The 15,045-nt window shown below is 71.6% G+C and carries 13 protein-coding genes and 2 pseudogenes; 8 read left to right on the top strand and 7 right to left on the bottom strand.

The window, feature by feature from the left end; genetic code table 11:
• The first annotated feature begins 279 nt into the window (after positions 1 to 279).
• The 4 genes from ACSMXO_RS22925 (at position 280) to ACSMXO_RS22940 (ending at position 3,985) form a co-directional block, all read left to right on the top strand.
• Positions 280 to 1,542 (top strand): ABC transporter substrate-binding protein, encoded by a 1,263-nt coding sequence (locus ACSMXO_RS22925; RefSeq protein ID WP_455413696.1) that lies wholly within the window; start codon positions 280 to 282, stop codon positions 1,540 to 1,542.
• The gene (locus ACSMXO_RS22930) at positions 1,539 to 2,603 is read left to right on the top strand and encodes a carbohydrate ABC transporter permease (RefSeq protein WP_455413697.1); all 1,065 of its coding nucleotides are present in this window, start codon (positions 1,539 to 1,541) and stop codon (positions 2,601 to 2,603) included. The genes ACSMXO_RS22925 and ACSMXO_RS22930 overlap by 4 nt, the downstream gene beginning before the upstream one ends.
• On the top strand, positions 2,600 to 3,505 hold the full coding sequence (locus ACSMXO_RS22935) for a carbohydrate ABC transporter permease (protein ID WP_455413698.1): 906 nt from the start codon (positions 2,600 to 2,602) through the stop codon (positions 3,503 to 3,505). The genes ACSMXO_RS22930 and ACSMXO_RS22935 overlap by 4 nt, the downstream gene beginning before the upstream one ends.
• Positions 3,506 to 3,574: 69 nt before the next feature.
• Positions 3,575 to 3,985, top strand: a complete 411-nt coding sequence (locus ACSMXO_RS22940; RefSeq protein WP_455413699.1) for a hypothetical protein — start codon at positions 3,575 to 3,577, stop codon at positions 3,983 to 3,985.
• A gap of 130 nt (positions 3,986 to 4,115) precedes the next feature.
• On the opposite strand, the gene ACSMXO_RS22945 is transcribed toward ACSMXO_RS22940, so the two are convergent.
• Positions 4,116 to 4,385: a hypothetical protein gene (locus tag ACSMXO_RS22945; RefSeq protein ID WP_318393982.1), complete on the bottom strand. Its 270-nt coding sequence runs from the start codon at positions 4,383 to 4,385 to the stop codon at positions 4,116 to 4,118.
• 190 nt (positions 4,386 to 4,575) lie between these two features.
• Positions 4,576 to 5,163 (bottom strand): annotated as a pseudogene (locus tag ACSMXO_RS22950) (GGDEF domain-containing protein); the annotation flags it as partial.
• A 474-nt stretch (positions 5,164 to 5,637) separates the two neighbouring features.
• Here ACSMXO_RS22950 and ACSMXO_RS22955 point away from each other — a divergent pair.
• The 3 genes from ACSMXO_RS22955 (at position 5,638) to ACSMXO_RS22965 (ending at position 7,886) form a co-directional block, all read left to right on the top strand.
• On the top strand, positions 5,638 to 5,877 hold the full coding sequence (locus tag ACSMXO_RS22955) for a DUF397 domain-containing protein (protein WP_203856560.1): 240 nt from the start codon (positions 5,638 to 5,640) through the stop codon (positions 5,875 to 5,877).
• Between the two features lie 310 nt (positions 5,878 to 6,187).
• Positions 6,188 to 7,045 (top strand): helix-turn-helix domain-containing protein, encoded by an 858-nt coding sequence (locus ACSMXO_RS22960; protein WP_455419292.1) that lies wholly within the window; start codon positions 6,188 to 6,190, stop codon positions 7,043 to 7,045.
• A 79-nt stretch (positions 7,046 to 7,124) separates the two neighbouring features.
• On the top strand, positions 7,125 to 7,886 hold the full coding sequence (locus ACSMXO_RS22965) for an SDR family NAD(P)-dependent oxidoreductase (protein WP_455413700.1): 762 nt from the start codon (positions 7,125 to 7,127) through the stop codon (positions 7,884 to 7,886).
• Positions 7,887 to 7,923: 37 nt separating this feature from the next.
• Here ACSMXO_RS22965 and hpnH read toward each other — a convergent pair whose 3' ends face one another.
• Positions 7,924 to 8,928, bottom strand: a complete 1,005-nt coding sequence (gene hpnH, locus ACSMXO_RS22970) for an adenosyl-hopene transferase HpnH (protein ID WP_346262276.1) — start codon at positions 8,926 to 8,928, stop codon at positions 7,924 to 7,926.
• 235 nt (positions 8,929 to 9,163) lie between these two features.
• Between hpnH and ACSMXO_RS22975 the strand changes: the two genes are divergently transcribed.
• Positions 9,164 to 10,372, top strand: a complete 1,209-nt coding sequence (locus tag ACSMXO_RS22975; RefSeq protein ID WP_455413701.1) for an RNA-guided endonuclease InsQ/TnpB family protein — start codon at positions 9,164 to 9,166, stop codon at positions 10,370 to 10,372.
• A gap of 14 nt (positions 10,373 to 10,386) precedes the next feature.
• Here the strand turns inward: ACSMXO_RS22975 and ispH are convergent, their stop codons facing one another.
• From ispH to ACSMXO_RS22995, 4 genes and pseudogenes are all read right to left on the bottom strand, one after another.
• On the bottom strand, positions 10,387 to 11,343 hold the full coding sequence (ispH, locus tag ACSMXO_RS22980; RefSeq protein WP_455419293.1) for a 4-hydroxy-3-methylbut-2-enyl diphosphate reductase: 957 nt from the start codon (positions 11,341 to 11,343) through the stop codon (positions 10,387 to 10,389).
• Between the two features lie 93 nt (positions 11,344 to 11,436).
• Positions 11,437 to 11,868 (bottom strand): annotated as a pseudogene (locus ACSMXO_RS22985) (phosphorylase family protein); the annotation flags it as partial.
• A 29-nt stretch (positions 11,869 to 11,897) separates the two neighbouring features.
• Complete coding sequence (gene shc, locus ACSMXO_RS22990) at positions 11,898 to 13,895, bottom strand: squalene--hopene cyclase (RefSeq protein ID WP_455413702.1); 1,998 nt, start codon at positions 13,893 to 13,895, stop codon at positions 11,898 to 11,900.
• Entirely contained in the window at positions 13,895 to 14,926 is a 1,032-nt protein-coding gene (locus tag ACSMXO_RS22995; RefSeq protein ID WP_346256569.1) for a polyprenyl synthetase family protein, read from the bottom strand. The genes shc and ACSMXO_RS22995 overlap by 1 nt, the downstream gene beginning before the upstream one ends.
• Positions 14,927 to 15,045 lie beyond the last annotated feature (119 nt).

Raw genomic sequence — 15,045 nt, forward strand, 5'->3', positions numbered from 1 at the left:
CAGGTTTCGGCGTGACCCCGAAAAGTACTGCCGGTTTTGACCGTAACACCCGATAAACCAGAAAAACGCGCGTTGCTTCGGTTGCCCCTGCCGGCACCGCGGGCACCACCCCGCCCGCAGCCGACCGGAAGGCGCCGCCGGATCATCCTTGGAACGTTTTAGCCTTCCATTGACGAATGTAGATCAATCTCTTACCGTACCTGACAGGGTTCGCCGCACTCGCCCCTTGCCCCAACCAATGCCGCGATCGGCACGCTGGCCCGGGAGGTTTCACGACCGATGATGAAACGTTTCAGGATGCTCGTGGCCGGCGGCACCGCGCTGGCCTGCCTCGGCGTACTGGTGGCCGGCTGCGGCGACGACTCCGAGTCCGGCCCGGCCACCCTCCGGTACTCGTGGTGGGGCAACGCCGAACGGGCCGACCTGATGAAACAGGCGATCGCGCTCTTCGAGTCGAAGAACCCGGACATCACAATCACGCCGAGCTTCCAGGAGTACGAGGCGTACTGGCAGAAGATGGCCACCGAGACGGCCGGCGGCAACGCCCCGGACGTACTCCAGATGGACTTCTCCTACCTGCGCGAGTACGCCGACCGGGGCGTGCTCTACGACCTGAAGAAGCAGACCGGTGGCAACCTCGTCCTGACCGACCTACTGCCCGGCTTCCAGGGCGCCGGCGAGGTCGACGGCGCGCTGTACGGCGTACCGGTGGGCGGCAACACCTGGAGCCTGTACTACAACCCGGCGATTTTCGCCAAGGCCGGCGTACCGGAACCGACCGCCGGCTGGACCTGGCAGGAGTACCGGACCGGCATGGCGAAGATCGCCGAGGCGACCGACAGCTACGGCGGCGGCAACTACACCGGCATCATCTACAACCTCGAGGCGCGGCTGCGCCAGCAGGGCGGGCAGCTCTTCACCCCCGACGGCAAGCTCGGCTTCACCAGGGAGCAGCTCAGCGCGTTCTGGACCGAGGGCCAGGAGCTGATCAAGGCCGAGGTGGTGCTGCCGGTCGAGAAGGCGGTGCAGATCAAGCCCCGCTCCGGCTTCGTCGACGACCTGATCGCCACCGAACTCGGCTGGGACAACTTCCTCGTCCGGTACGCGGCCGAGGTCAAGACCCCGTTGAAGCTGGCCCCGGTGCCGACCGACAACCCAGGGCAGCTCGGCCAGTACCTGAAGCCGGCCATGCTGCTCAGCACCTCCAGCCGGACCGACCACCCGGAGGAGGCGGCCAAGCTGATCTCGTTCCTGATCAACGACCCGGAGGTCGGCCGGATCTTCGGCGGCAACCGCGGCCTGCCGGCCACCAACGCCCAGCGCGCCGCCGCCCAGCTCCAGGGTCCGCTGGCCGAGGTCGCCGCCTACGAGAAGAGCATCGCCGACCAGTTGACCAAGGCTCCCCCGGCACCGCCGAAGGGTGCCGGCAGCGTGGAGGCGACCTTCATCCGGATCAGCGAGGAACTCCACTACGGCCGGATCTCGGTCGCCCAGGCGGTGGAGCAGTTCTTCACCGAGGCGGAGCAGAAGCTCGGTTCTTGACCGGGGAGACGGTCGGTTCCCGACCGACCCGACGACCGGCGGCCGAGCGGCAGCCGGCGGAGAAGGGGCGCCAGCGGAGCATGACGACGACCAGCCAGAGCACCGTACGCCGGGACCAGCCGGCCGGTCCGGCGCCGCGTGCCGGCCGCCCCGGTGCCGCACCGGGGCGGCGGCCCCGGCGACCGGGTGACGGACCCGCCGGCTACCTGTTCCTGTCGCCGTGGATCCTCGGCATGCTGCTGCTCACCGTCGGGCCGATGGCCGCCTCGCTCTACCTCTCGTTCACCGACTACAACCTCTTCACCGCCCCCGAGTGGGTCGGGCTGGAGAACTACCGGCGGATGTTCGACGACCCGCGCTGGCTCCAGTCGGTCCGGGTCACCGGCGGGTACGTGCTGGTCGCCGTACCGGTCAAGCTGGCCGCCGCGCTCGCGGTGGCGCTGCTGCTGCACCAGCGCCGCCGCGGCGAGGGCTTCTACCGGGCGGCGTTCTACGGGCCGTCGCTGATCGGGGCCAGCGTCAGCGTGGCGATCGTCTGGCGGGCGCTGTTCAGCGACGACGCGGTGGTCGACCGGCTGCTCCGCGCCGTCGGGGTCGACGCCGGCGGCTGGGTCGGCAACCCGGACCTCTCGCTGCTGATGCTGGTGCTGCTGGCCGTCTGGCAGTTCGGCGCGCCGATGGTGATCTTCCTGGCCGGGCTGAAGCAGGTACCGGCCGAACTCTACGAGGCCGCCCAGGTCGACGGTGCCGGCCGCTGGCGCCGGTTCCGGTCGGTCACGCTGCCGATGATCTCGCCGGTGCTCTTCTTCAACCTGCTGCTGGAGACCATCAACTCGTTCCAGATCTTCACCTCGGCGTACGTGATCGGCGGCCGGAACGGCAGCCCGGCCGGCTCGACCCTCTTCTACACCGTCTACCTCTACGACCGCGGCTTCGCCGACTTCCAGATGGGCTACGCGTCCGCGCTGGCCTGGATGCTGCTGCTCGGCGTCGGCCTGGTGACCGCGTTCCTGTTCCGGACCGCCCGGGGCTGGGTGCACTACGCCGGAGACCAGCGATGACCACCACCGAGGTACCCGGGACCGGAACGCCACCCCGGACGGCGGGCGCCGGGCGGTCCGCCGCGCCCGGCCGCCGGTGGGGCAGCCTGGCCTGGCATTTCGGGGCGCTGGCGATCCTGGCCGTACTGCTCTATCCGGTCGGCTGGCTGGTGGCCGCCTCGTTCAAGCCGTCCCCGTCCATCCTCGGCAGCCTGCACCTGCTGCCGACCGAACCGACCGTCGCCAACTACCAGCGGGCCGCCGACGGGCTGGCCGGGATCGGCGTGCTGCGGTTCTTCGGCAACTCGGCGCTGCTCGCCGGGCTCTCGGTGGCCGGCACGGTGGCCTCGTCGGCGCTCGCCGGTTACGCCTTCGCCCGGCTGCGCTTCCGGGGCCGGGGGACGATGTTCGTACTGATGATCTCGACGCTGCTGCTACCGTTCCACGTCCTGATCATCCCGCAGTACGCGGTCTTCCAGCGGCTCGACCTGGTCGACACCTACCTGCCGCTGCTGGTCGGCAAGTTCCTGGCCGGCGAGGCGTTCTTCGTCTTCCTGATGGTGCAGTTCATGCGGACCATCCCAGCCGAGCTGGACGAGTCGGCCCGGATCGACGGCGCCGGGCACTGGGCCACGTTCTGGCACATCGTGCTGCCGCTGTCCCGGCCCGCCCTGGTGACCACGGCCATCTTCACCTTCATCTGGACCTGGAACGACTTCTTCGGCCCGCTCATCTACCTCAGCACTCCGGAGAAGTACCCGCTGCCGCTGGCGTTGCAGCTCTACATCGACCAGACCACCGTCTCGGACTACGGGGCGCTGATGGCGATGTCGATGCTGGCCCTGGTGCCGGTCATCCTCTTTTTCCTGTTCTTCCAGCGGTTCCTGGTGCAGGGCGTCGCCACCTCCGGGCTGAAGGGCTGAACGACCGCACGCCGGAGCTGAGTAGCGGTACTCGGGTTCCGGTGCGGCCGATGGTGGAGAGTCGGGGGTATGACCGAACGGCAGCCGGGCCACGCCCGGCACGCTCCGCTCTGGATCGTCGGACTCGCCGGCCTCACCGCGCTCGCGTACTGGGCGTTCCTCGGCTGGGACCAGCAGAAGGAGACCGATCCGGTGACCGGGGCGCAGACCGGTCCGTACTCGGCCTGGCAGGTGCTCGGCCTCGGGGTGGTACTGGCCCTGCTGGTCTTCGAGGCCGGGCGCCGGGGCCGGCCGTGGCTGGCCGGCATCGCGGTGTCGGCGGTGCTCACCGTGGCCTTCTCGGTCGACGCCGCGACCGACCCGGACGGCGACGGGCTCTGGGTGGTCGGTGCGGTGCTCGTGGCGCTCGGCTCGGCACTCGGCACCGGTCTGGTCGCGGCGCTCGGCGCCTACGCGGGGCGGCGTTCGCGCGCCCACTGAGCACCGGCGGGCCCGGCGGTGAGCCTGGCACCGCCGGGGTCTCCGTGCGGGGCGGGCGACGACCTGCTCCGCCCCTGCGGCTGCGGTGGCCCGGGGATACGGGCCGACAGGAAATGCGGTGTGCGGTGGCCTAGCGCCGGCCGGCGGGTTCGCCGTCGAGCAGCGGGTCCGGCTCCTGCCGCCGGATCATGTACTGGGCGGTGAGAGTGTCCACGCCGGTGCCCCGGGCGCTGTTCGGCCGGTACGTGACCGTCGCGGCCAGCGCCGAGGCCGCCTCGACCACTCCCGCCCGCCAGGTGCCTGACCGGTAGACCCAGACCGGATCGGTCGGCCGGTAACTGGCGGTGGAATCGATCTCCGCCGGGTCCCGTCGGTGCGGATCCACGTTGGGTACTGGCATGTTGTCACTGCCCTCCTGACTCGGCACCGGGTGTCGTCTCGATCAGTTCGCGTGGCATGGCCGGCGTGCCGGTGGCCTCGCCGGTCGTACCGCTCGACAGGCCGTACTGCGCCTGGCCCTGGACGTACCCCACGGACGGGCCGACGCAACCGGCGGCGTCGACATCGGCCGGGGCGAGTCCGGCCCGCCGGGTCTTCACTCGGTACATCGCGGCGTCGGCGAGGTTGAGCACCTCGGCCAACTGCACGCAGCCGTGCACCGGGGCGAGTCCGATCGACGCGGTGACCCGCAGGTCGCGCTCGGCCACCTGGATCGGCGCGGAGAGCAGCTCCGCGAGCCGTCGCGCGGACTGGTGCAGCCAGCGTCCGTCGGCCCGGGTGCCGGCGAGCAGGCCGGCGAACTCGTCGCCACCGAGCCGGGCCACCAGGTTGTTGCCCGCGTACGCCGCGAATCGCCAGGCCACCGCGACCAGCACCTGGTCTCCGGCGGCGTGGCCGAACCGGTCGTTGATCTGCTTGAAGTCGTCGAGGTCCAGCACCACCGCGACCAGCGGCGGCCGGCCGGGATCGGCGACCAGCGCGGCGCCGATCTGGTAGAAGGCCCGCCGGTTGAGCAGCCCGGTCAGCGGGTCGTGGGTGGCCGCGTGCCGTTCCGACTGCAACTCCTCGCGGAGCCGGACCACCTCCGCCTGGGCCATCCGCACCCGGCCGCGCATCCGCCAGGCCGCGCCGAGGCCGGCAACCGCGGCGGCGCCGGCCGCGAGGGTGAAGGGATCCACGGTGCCGCGTCCCTTCAGGAGACCCGGCTCGGGGACGGGTCGTGGCCCGGACCGAGACCCTGTCCGAAGGCCGGTAGCCGGGAGTAGTCGGTGACTGTCCGTGATCCAACTTCGCGTCCGCCAGCACGGGCCGGAACCGCACCGTCGCGATGCGTTGGCGTCCATCTGCCCAGGCAGGCGGGCATGCCAGCGATCTTGCCTGGTCCCCGACGCGTCGGCTGCGCTGGCAACGACACCCCGCCTCCATCACGAAAAGTGAACAAACGGACACACCCTTACCGCGCTATCATGCTCGCTGTCAGGTGCAGACGCAAGAGCGAATGCACGTGCAGATGGTCATGCAGAGGTGACCATCCGCGGTACTGCACGCACCGTCACGGCTGAGGACGCGTCCACGGGGAGGAATCAGTACGCAGTCGGGCCTACGCGACGCCCACCGCCCCCAGCCCTCCGGAACCTCCAGAAAGACTGGCGATGATTCAGACGTACAACGGCATGTCCACCGGCCAACTGCCGACCCTCGCGTGGCAGAAGAGCCGCCGCAGTAACCCGAGCGGGAACTGCGTCGAGATGGCCGAGTTGCCCGGCGGCGCCGGTATCGCCGTCCGCAACTCCCGGGACCCCGACGGGCCGGCGCTGATCTACACCATCGACGAGATCACCGCCTTCATCCTCGGTGCCCGGGACGGGGACTTCGACAACCTCATCCGCTGACCGGCGGTACCTACGGCGTCCGGTACGCCGGCGCCACCGTTCGCCACCATCCCGACCCGCTCCCGCGACCCGGACTGGACGAGGGTCGAGAAAATTAGCGCGTTGGGTCTACCCTCCTCACCGTCAAGCCATGGCATGCTTACCGACGGATTTGGCCCAGCCCTCGGTGGGCTGCGTCGAGCATGTGTGGAGGCGACACGTGGCGATGGCTCCATCCGGCCATGGTTCGGTCCCGGACGGCGAGGTCGCCGACCGTGGACCGATCGTCGACGGTGGACCAGTCTTCGCGGCTGGAGCGGCCGACCCCGGGATGGCGGGCGGCCCCACCGTGCTGCGGATCCTGCTCGGAAGCCAGTTGCGCAAGCTGCGGGAGGCCAGAGGCGTCAGCCGCGACGACGCGGGCTGGGAGATCAGGTCGTCCGGGTCCAAGATCAGCCGGATGGAGCTGGGCCGGGTGGGATTCAAGGAACGCGACGTCGCCGATCTGCTGACCCTCTACCAGGTGACCGACGAGACCGAACGGTCCGCACTGCTCGCCCTGGCCCGCCAGGCCAACAACCCCGGCTGGTGGCACCGGTACGGCGACGTCCTGCCGAACTGGTTCCAGTCCTACCTCGGGCTGGAGGCGGCGGCGGCGCTGATCCGGGCGTACGAGGTGCAGTACATTCCCGGGCTGTTGCAGACCCGGGACTACGCCCGGGCGGTGGTACTGCTCGCCCACGACGGGGCACCGCCCGACGAGATCGAACGCCGGGTCGAGCTCCGGATGGACCGGCAGAAGGTGCTGACCCGGCCCGGCGCGCCGCAACTGTGGGCCGTGGTGGACGAGGCGGCGCTGCGCCGGCCGATCGGCGGGATCGACGTGATGCGCGGCCAGATCGAGCACCTGATCGAGGCCGGCCGGCTGCCCAACGTCACGGTCCAGGTGATCCCGTTCCGGGCCGGCGGGCACGCCGCGGCCGGGGGCGCGTTCAGCCTGCTCCGCTTCCCCGACCAGGAGCTGCCGGACGTCGTCTACATGGAACAGCTCACCAGCGCGCTCTACCTCGACAAGCGTGACGACGTCGACTACTACGCCGCGGCGATGGAGCGGCTCTGCGTCGAGGCCGTCTCGCCGACCGAGACCCCGGCGTTCCTCCGCACCGCCCTGGCCGCCCTCGACTCCTGACCCGACCGCCGCCCGCCGAGCGGGCCCCGGTTCGGCGCTCCGTCCGGTCCACCGGCCCGGGATGGGCCACACTACCGGTATGACTTCCCGCCGCCTCGCTGGTGCCGTCGCCCTGGTCACCGGCGCGTCGTCCGGGATCGGCGCCGCGGCGGCCCGGCGGCTGGCCGGTGCTGGCGCGCGGGTCTTCCTCAGCGGCCGCGACCCCGAGCGGCTCGCGGCGGTCGCCGGGCAGTCCGGCGGTACGGCGATCCCGTGCGACCTCACCGACCCCGACCGGACGGCGGCACTCGCCGGCCGGGTGCTCGAGGACGCCGGTCGGGTCGACATCCTGGTCAACAACGCCGGCCAGGGCTACGCCGGGCCGCTCACCGAAATGACCGACGCCCAGATCCAGGCGCTGGTGGCGGCGAACCTGACCGCACCGATGTTGCTCGCCCGGGCGGTACTGCCCGGGATGCTGGCCCGGGGCAGCGGCCGGCTCGGCTTCGTCGGCTCCATCGCCGGCCGGCTCGGGGTACGCGAGGAGGCGGTCTACGCGGGCACCAAGGCCGGGCTGAGCGTCTTCGCCGACAGCCTGCGCAAGGAGACGACCGGTCGGGGCATCGTGGTCACCGAACTCGTCCCCGCCGTGGTGGACACCCCGTTCTTCGCCCGCCGGGGCCGGCCGTACCCGCGCCGCCGTCCCCGGCCGGTGCCGGCGGAGCGGGCCGCCGACGCCCTGCTCACCGGGATGCTCGCCGGCCGGCACGAGGTGTGCCTGCCGCGCTGGATGGTGCTGCCGATCGCGGTCCGGGCCACCCTGCCGGCCACCTACCGCCGGCTCGCCGACCGGTTCGGCTGACCGCCCCGGCCCACACCCACGGCCCGGCCCCACCGCCTCAGTTGGCGCGGATCGCCCGGATCGACTGGCGCAGCGAGGACATGGTGGCGAGCACCGCCGTCGGCTCGTACCCGCAGTGCGCCATGCAGTTGGCGCAGCGGCTGTCCCGCCCCCGGCCGTACGCCGACCAGTCGGTGGTCTCGATCAACTCCTGGTACGTCTGCGCGTAGCCGTCACCGAGCAGATAGCAGGGGCGCTGCCAGCCGAAGAGCGAGTACGACGGGATGGCCCAGGCGGTGCAGGAGAAGTCGACCTTGCCTTCCAGGAAGTCCAGGAAGAGCGGCGAGTGGTTCAGCCGCCACTTCTTCCGGCGCCCCTCGCCGAACGCCTTCTTGAACATCGCCCGGGTCTCCGCGACGCCGAGGAAGTGCTCCTGGTCCGGCGCCTTGTCGTAGGCGTACGCCGGGGAGAGCATCATCTGGTCGACGCCCAGGTCGTCGTTGAGGTAGTCGAGCACCTCGATCACGGTCTGCGGGGTGTCGGTGGAGAAGAACGTCGTGTTGCTGGTGACCCGGAAGCCGCGCCGCTTCGCCTCCTTCACCGCCTCGACCGCCTCGTCGAAGACGCCCTCCTTGCAGACCGAGGCGTCGTGCCGCTCCCGCAACCCGTCGATGTGCACGGCGAACGAGAAGTAGCGGGACGGGGTGAACTTGTCCAGCTTCTTGCGCAGCAGCGCCGCGTTGGTGCAGAGGAAGACGTACTTGCGGCGCTTGACGAGCTCGTTGACCAACCGGTCGATCTCCGGGTGCATCAGCGGCTCGCCGCCGGCGATGGAGACCATCGGCGCCCCGCACTCCTCCATCGCGGCGAGTGCCTGCTCCACCGGCATCCGGCGCTTCAGCACGTCCGCCGGATGCTGGATCTTGCCGCAGCCGGCGCAGGCGAGGTTGCAGGCGAAGAGCGGCTCCAACTCGACAAGCAGCGGGAAGTGCGTCCTCCGGCGCAGCTTCTGCTCCATCAGATAGCGGCCGACTCGCAGGCTCTGGCGCAGTGGCATGCCCATGGTCACCACCCCGTTCCGGTCGGCCGGTCGATCGGCGCGCGGCGGTACCGCGCGGCGCTTCGCGAACTGGTCCCCGTCATCGGATTCCTTCCGTGGATACTCCGGCTTTCAGGCCGGAGAGGAAACGGAACTCCTGCGGTGCAGGGCAGGGATAGCCGATCCGCCGCCAGGGCGGATAGGCGTCCACCCGCGCGTCACCGCAGGGCTTACCAGTTGGGGCGCTAGCGTGTGAGGCGTGTCCAGGGCGGTAAAGCGGGCGTTCAAGTACCGCTTCTACCCCACCGAGGCGCAGGCCATGGAGCTGTCGCGCACGTTCGGATGCGTCCGGAAGGTCTACAACCTGGCCCTGCAGGCTCGCACCGAGGCGTGGGCCCTGCGGCGGGAACGGATCACCTACAACGCGACCAGCGCGATGCTCACGGCGTGGAAGAAGACCGAGGAACTGGCGTTCCTCAACGAGGTGTCGTCGGTGCCATTGCAGCAGGCCCTTCGGCATCTGCAAGGCGCGTTCGTCAACTTCTTCGCCAAGCACGCCCGGTACCCGAGCTTCAAGTCCAAAAAGAAGTCGCGCAAGTCGGCGGAGTACACCAGCAGCGCGTTCCGCTACCGTAACGGCCAGCTGAGACTGGCGAAGATGGCCGAGCCGTTGGACATCGTGTGGTCGCGGCTGTTGCCCGAGGGTGCGTCGCCGTCCACGGTGACGGTGTCGCAGGACGCGGCGGGACGCTGGTTCGTGTCCCTGCTCTGTGACGATGTGATCGCATCGGCCCCGGCCGCCAACACGGCCGTCGGCGTGGATGCCGGACTCGACAGCCTGCTCACGTTGAGTACCGGTGAGAAGGTCACCAACCCGCGTCACGAACGCAGGGACCGGTCCGCCCTGGCCCGCGCCCAGCGCCAACTCGCCCGCAAGGAGAAGGGGTCGGTGAATCGGGCCAAGGCCCGGTTGAAGGTGGCCCGGATTTATGCTCGGATCACCGACCGGCGTCGGGACCACCTGCACAAACTGACCACTCGACTCGTTCGTGAGAACCAAACGATCGTGATCGAGGACCTGACCGTGCGTAACATGGTCAAAAACCGCCCTCTGGCCCGCGCCATCAGCGACGCCGGCTGGCGGCAGTTCCGCACCATGCTCGAATACAAAGCCGACTGGTACGGCCGGGACCTGGTCGTTGTCGACCGTTGGTTCCCGTCGTCCAAGCTCTGCTCGACGTGTGGTGTTCTCGCTGAGCGGATGCTGCTGGACGTGCGGACGTGGACCTGCCGATGTGGCACTATCCACGACCGTGACGTCAACGCGGCCCGCAACATTCTGGCGGAGGGGCTCTCCGTTACGGCCTGTGGAGCCGGTGTAAGACCTCAACGGGCGGACGCCCGGACGAGGCAGCCGGTGTCGAAGCAGGAAAACCCAAGGGCGACCAAGGGAATCCCCGCCCTTTAGGACGGTGGAGGATGTCAAGGTGTTCGGATCTCCTTGGGAAGGGTGAAATGCACGTCCTCGGTACGGGTGGTGTGCTCCCGTACCGCGCCGGCACCGAGCCCGGCCAGTGCCGCCACGGTCTGGTCGACCAGCCAGGGCGGCGCCGACGCACCGGCGGTCACGCCGACCGTCCGTACCCCGGCGAGCCAGCGCAGGTCGACCTGGTCGACGTCGTCGATCAGGTACGCCGGGGTGCCCCCGCGCTCGGTCACCTCGACCAGGCGCCGGGAGTTCGAGGAATTGGCCGAGCCGAGCACCAGTACCACGTCGGCGACGGCGGCCACCTCGCGCAGCGCCGCCTGCCGGTTCGTGGTGGCGTAGCAGATGTCGTCGGAGGCCGGGCCGGTCAGCGCGGGGAACCGCCGCCGGAGTACGTCGAGGACCCCGGCCACCTCGTCCACGGCCAGGGTGGTCTGCACCAGGTACGACACCCGGTCCGGGTCGGCGACCTCGATCCGTTCCGCGTCGCCGACCGACTCCACCAGCGCGATCCGGCCGGGCGCCTCGCCGAGGGTGCCCTCGGTCTCCTCGTGCCCGGCGTGCCCGATCAGCAGCACCGTGTTGCCCCGCCCGACGAACCGGCGGGCCTCGCTGTGCACCTTGGTCACCAGTGGGCAGGTCGCGTCGATCACCGGCAGCCCCCGTTCGGCGGCGGTCTGCCGGACGGCCGGCGCCACGCCGTGCGCGGAGAAGACCGTGGTCGCGCCGTCCGGGATCTCGGTCAGCTCGTCGACGAAGACCGCGCCCCGGCGTTGCAGGTCGGCGATGACGTGCAGGTTGTGCACGATCTGCTTGCGGACGTAGACCGGCGGGCCGTGCCGGTCCAGCGCCTGCTCCACCACGCTGATCGCCCGTTCCACCCCGGCACAGAACGACCGGGGCGCGGCCAGCACCACCTGCCGGGCCGTGGTCGCCGCCGCCCACTCCGACAGGGCCGGGCCGAGCTGCGGCAGCACCCGCAGCGCCGCGAGCACCCGGCCGAGCGTCGCCGGCCGGTACAGCGGATGTGGTGGCACGTCGGCGACCACCCGGACGCAGGCGATCGGGCGGCCGGCGGCGCCGGCCAGCAGCGCCGCCGACTCGGTGTCCACGGCGATCGCGCCGGTGCCGGCGAGCCGGGTCCGGTCGGCGCCGTCAACGATCCGCCGGCTGGTCACCACCGGTCCGAGGTGGACGGTCAGGCCGCGCCGGCGCAGCGCCGCCGCGATCATCGCGGCGGCCGGGCAGGGTACCGGGGCGCCGCCGACGACGCCGGCCCGGCGTACCTCGGTGGCCACCACCACGTCCCCGGTGCGCAGCGTCGGCACCAAGCCGCCGGCGATCCCGGCCACCGCCAACGCGGCGGCGTCGCGGTAGCCGGCGGCGACCCGGGTGGCCCGGGCCGGTCCCCGACCGGTACGCCGCAGCGGTGCGCCCGGCGGCAGGCCGCGCCGCAGCGCGAGGGCCTCCGCCCGCATCGGTGCGAACAGCACCCAGTTCCCGTTGTTCAACTGGGCTCTCCCGGATCGGTGCGCAGCCGCGCGAAGTCGTCCGGGTCGCGCAGCAACCGGCCGAGGGCGCTGACCGGGAACACCAGCCGGTACAGGTGGTAGTTGATGTAGAAGTCCCCGGGAAAGCCGGTGCCGGTGAACTGCGGCTCGTCCCAGCCGCCGTCCGGCCGCTGGGTACGCACCAGCCAGTCCACCCCGCGCCGGATCGACGCCGAGTCGTCGGAGCGGGCGGCGTGCAGGGCCAGCAGCGCCCATGCGGTCTGGGAGGCGGTGGAGTCGCCCTGCCCGCGCCAGGCCGGATCGCGGTACGAGCGCATGTCCTCGCCCCAGCCGCCGTCGGCGTTCTGCCGCCGGTGCAGCCAGCAGACCGCCCGGGTGATGGCCGGATCGTCCCGGCGTACCCCGGCGGCAATCAGGGCCGGCACCACCGCCCCGGTCCCGTAGACGTGGTTGGCACCCCACCGGCCGAACCAGGATCCGTCCGCCTCCTGCTGGCGCAGCAGCCAGGACACGCCCCGGCGGACCGGGATCGAGCCGGCCAGCCCCTCCGCGCAGAGCGCCTCCACCACGTGCGCGGTGACGTCCGCGCTCGGCGGGTCGATCACCTCACCGAAATCGCAGAACGGCAGGTCACGGGCGATCACTCGGGTGTTGTCCGCATCGAACGCGGCCCAGCCGCCGTCGGCGGACTGCATTCCGCACAGCCACCGGACCCCACGCTCCATCGCCGGCCGCAGCTCCCGAGGCGGACCGGTATGCCGCAGCGCGAGCAGCACCTCGGCGGTGTCGTCGGTGTCCGGATAGCCGTCGTTGTCGAACTCGAACGCCCAGCCGCCGGGGGCGACCCGGGGGCGGCGTACCGACCAGTCGCCGGGGACCCGGATCTCCTCGGCCAGCAGCCAGTCGGCGGCGGTGGTCAGCGCCGGATGGTCGGCCGGCACCCCGGCGTCGGCGAGCGCGACCATCGCCAGCGCGGTGTCCCAGACCGGGGACTGGCACGCCTCCAGCCGGCGTACCGGGCCGTCCGGGGTCTCCTCCCGGACGGTAAACCGCTCCAGCCCGGCCAGCCCGCTGCGCAGCACCGGATGGGAGAGCGGGTAGCCGAGCAGGTGCAGCGCGATCAGCGAGTAGACCCACGGTGGCTGGATGCCGCCCCACGAGCCGTCGGCCTCCTGCCGGGCGACGATCCACTCCGCCGCCCGGCGCAGCGCGTTGCGGCGTACCGGGCCGACCGGGTGGCGCTCGTAGCCGCGCAGCGCCGCATCGAGCCGGCGCATCCAGCGACCCTTGCCCCCCGGCGCCGCCGACTCCGCCGGCAGACCGGTACGCAGCTCGCCGAGCGAGAACCCGAGCGGGCGTACCGGGCGCAGCGAGCGGACGATCGACAGCGGCACGATGGTCTGCCGGGCCCAGCAGGCGAAGTCGTAGACGTTGAGCGGAAACCACGACGGCAGCAGCACCACCTCGGGCGGGATCGCCGGCAGCCGGTGCCACGGCCACTCGCCGAACAGCGCCAGCCAGAGCCGGGTGAAGACCCGGCTGCGCTCGATGCCACCGCGCGCGAGGACGAACTCCCTCGCCCGGCACATGTGCTCCGCCTCCGGCGGGTCGCCGGCCAGCCGCAGCGCCGCGTACGCCTCGATGGTGGTGGAGAGGTCGCCCGGCCCGCCGTGGAAGGTCGCCCAGGCGCCGTCCGCGCCCTGCTTCGACCGGATCCACCGGGCCGTCGGCGCGGTCTCCACCTCGGTACGGATGCCCAGGAACTCCCGCAGCAGCAGGTCCTCGGCCTCCATCGTCACGTTGGTCTCCAGCTCGCCCTGCCACCAGCCGCCCGGCTGCTGCCGGGACAGCAGCAGATCCCGGGCCCGGTCCAGGGCCGCCTCGGCGCTGTGCCGCGACCCGTCGCCGCCGGTCTCGGCGGTGCCCCGTCCCTCGGTGAGCGTGGGCCCGACCCCGGTCGGGCTGCCGTCGCTGGTGGAGAGCGTCGAGCCCATCAGTGGTCCCGTCCCGTCATGAAGTGCGCGATCGCCACCAGGTCGGCGTGCACGCCGGAGCGTTCCGCGGCCGAGCCGGGCTCGCCCAACTGGTCCAGCTCGGCCAGCGCCTCGGTGAGCAGCCGGTCGGCCTGCTTCTCGGTCCAGTCCCGGGCGCCGGTCTCCTCGATCAGGGCGGCGGCCAGACCCAGGTCCGGGTCGGAGAGGTCGCCCGGCCGGGCGTACAGCTCGGCGAGTTGGTCGCCGGCCGGACCGCCCGAGGTGAGGGCCCGGACCACCGGGACCGACTTCTTCCGGGCCCGCAGGTCCGACAGCACCGGCTTACCGGTGACCGCCGGTTCGCCCCAGATGCCGAGCAGGTCGTCCACGAGTTGGAAGGCCAGGCCGAGGCGTTCCCCGTACCGGGACAGGCCGTCCACCAGCGCCGGCGGGGCGCCGCAGAGCACCGCGCCGAGCGTCGCGGAGCAGGAGAGCAGCGCCGCCGTCTTGTCCCGGGCCATCGCGAGGCACTCCTCGAGGGTGACGTCGGCCCGGGACTCGAACGCCACGTCCGCCGCCTGCCCGGCGATCAGCCGGCGGATCGCCGTGTGCATGGTGGCCAGTCCCGCGCGTACGTCCAGGGCGGAGTCGTCCGCCAGCACCTCGTCGGCGAGGCCGAGCAGGGCGTCCCCGGCCAGGATCGCCGGCCCGACACCGAACGCCGCCCAGGCCGTCGGCCGGTGCCGCCGCTCCAGGTCACCATCGATGACGTCGTCGTGCAGCAGCGAGAAGTTGTGCACCAGCTCCACCGCGACCGCCGCCGGCAGGCCCCGGCGTACCGGCTGGCCGGCAGCCTGGGCCGAGAGCAGCGCCAGGGCCGGGCGCAGCCCCTTGCCGCCCCGGCCGGCGGGCTCGCCGGAGGTGTCCCAGTAGCCGAGCTGGTAGCCGGCGACCAGCCGGGTGCGCTCGTCGATCCGTTCCAGCGTCGCCCGGATCTCGGGCTGGACGAGTTCGTCCACCTGGGCGAGGACGCTGGGCAGCATCACGGTCATGTCGTCTCCTCGCTGCGCTCGTCGTCGCCATGACCTCGACAACCGAGCTGCCTGATGCCCGAGCTCCGCTCGGTCATACCGTCTCCTCGCTACGCCCGTCATCGCCATGACCTCGACAA

Source organism: Plantactinospora sp. DSM 117369, assembly GCF_053764795.1.

Excerpts from the sequence above, each read along its gene's own strand:
- ACSMXO_RS22960 (WP_455419292.1), top strand. The coding sequence starts at position 6,188 with ATGGCGGGCGGCCCCACCGTGCTGCGGATCCTGCTCGGAAGCCAGTTG.
- ACSMXO_RS22945 (WP_318393982.1), bottom strand. The coding sequence starts at position 4,385 with ATGCCAGTACCCAACGTGGATCCGCACCGACGGGACCCGGCGGAGATC.
- ACSMXO_RS22940 (WP_455413699.1), top strand. The coding sequence starts at position 3,575 with ATGACCGAACGGCAGCCGGGCCACGCCCGGCACGCTCCGCTCTGGATC.
- shc (WP_455413702.1), bottom strand. The coding sequence starts at position 13,895 with ATGGGCTCGACGCTCTCCACCAGCGACGGCAGCCCGACCGGGGTCGGG.
- ACSMXO_RS22965 (WP_455413700.1), top strand. The coding sequence starts at position 7,125 with ATGACTTCCCGCCGCCTCGCTGGTGCCGTCGCCCTGGTCACCGGCGCG.
- ACSMXO_RS22995 (WP_346256569.1), bottom strand. The coding sequence starts at position 14,926 with ATGACCGTGATGCTGCCCAGCGTCCTCGCCCAGGTGGACGAACTCGTC.
- ACSMXO_RS22955 (WP_203856560.1), top strand. The coding sequence starts at position 5,638 with ATGATTCAGACGTACAACGGCATGTCCACCGGCCAACTGCCGACCCTC.
- ACSMXO_RS22935 (WP_455413698.1), top strand. The coding sequence starts at position 2,600 with ATGACCACCACCGAGGTACCCGGGACCGGAACGCCACCCCGGACGGCG.
- ACSMXO_RS22925 (WP_455413696.1), top strand. The coding sequence starts at position 280 with ATGATGAAACGTTTCAGGATGCTCGTGGCCGGCGGCACCGCGCTGGCC.
- hpnH (WP_346262276.1), bottom strand. The coding sequence starts at position 8,928 with ATGGGCATGCCACTGCGCCAGAGCCTGCGAGTCGGCCGCTATCTGATG.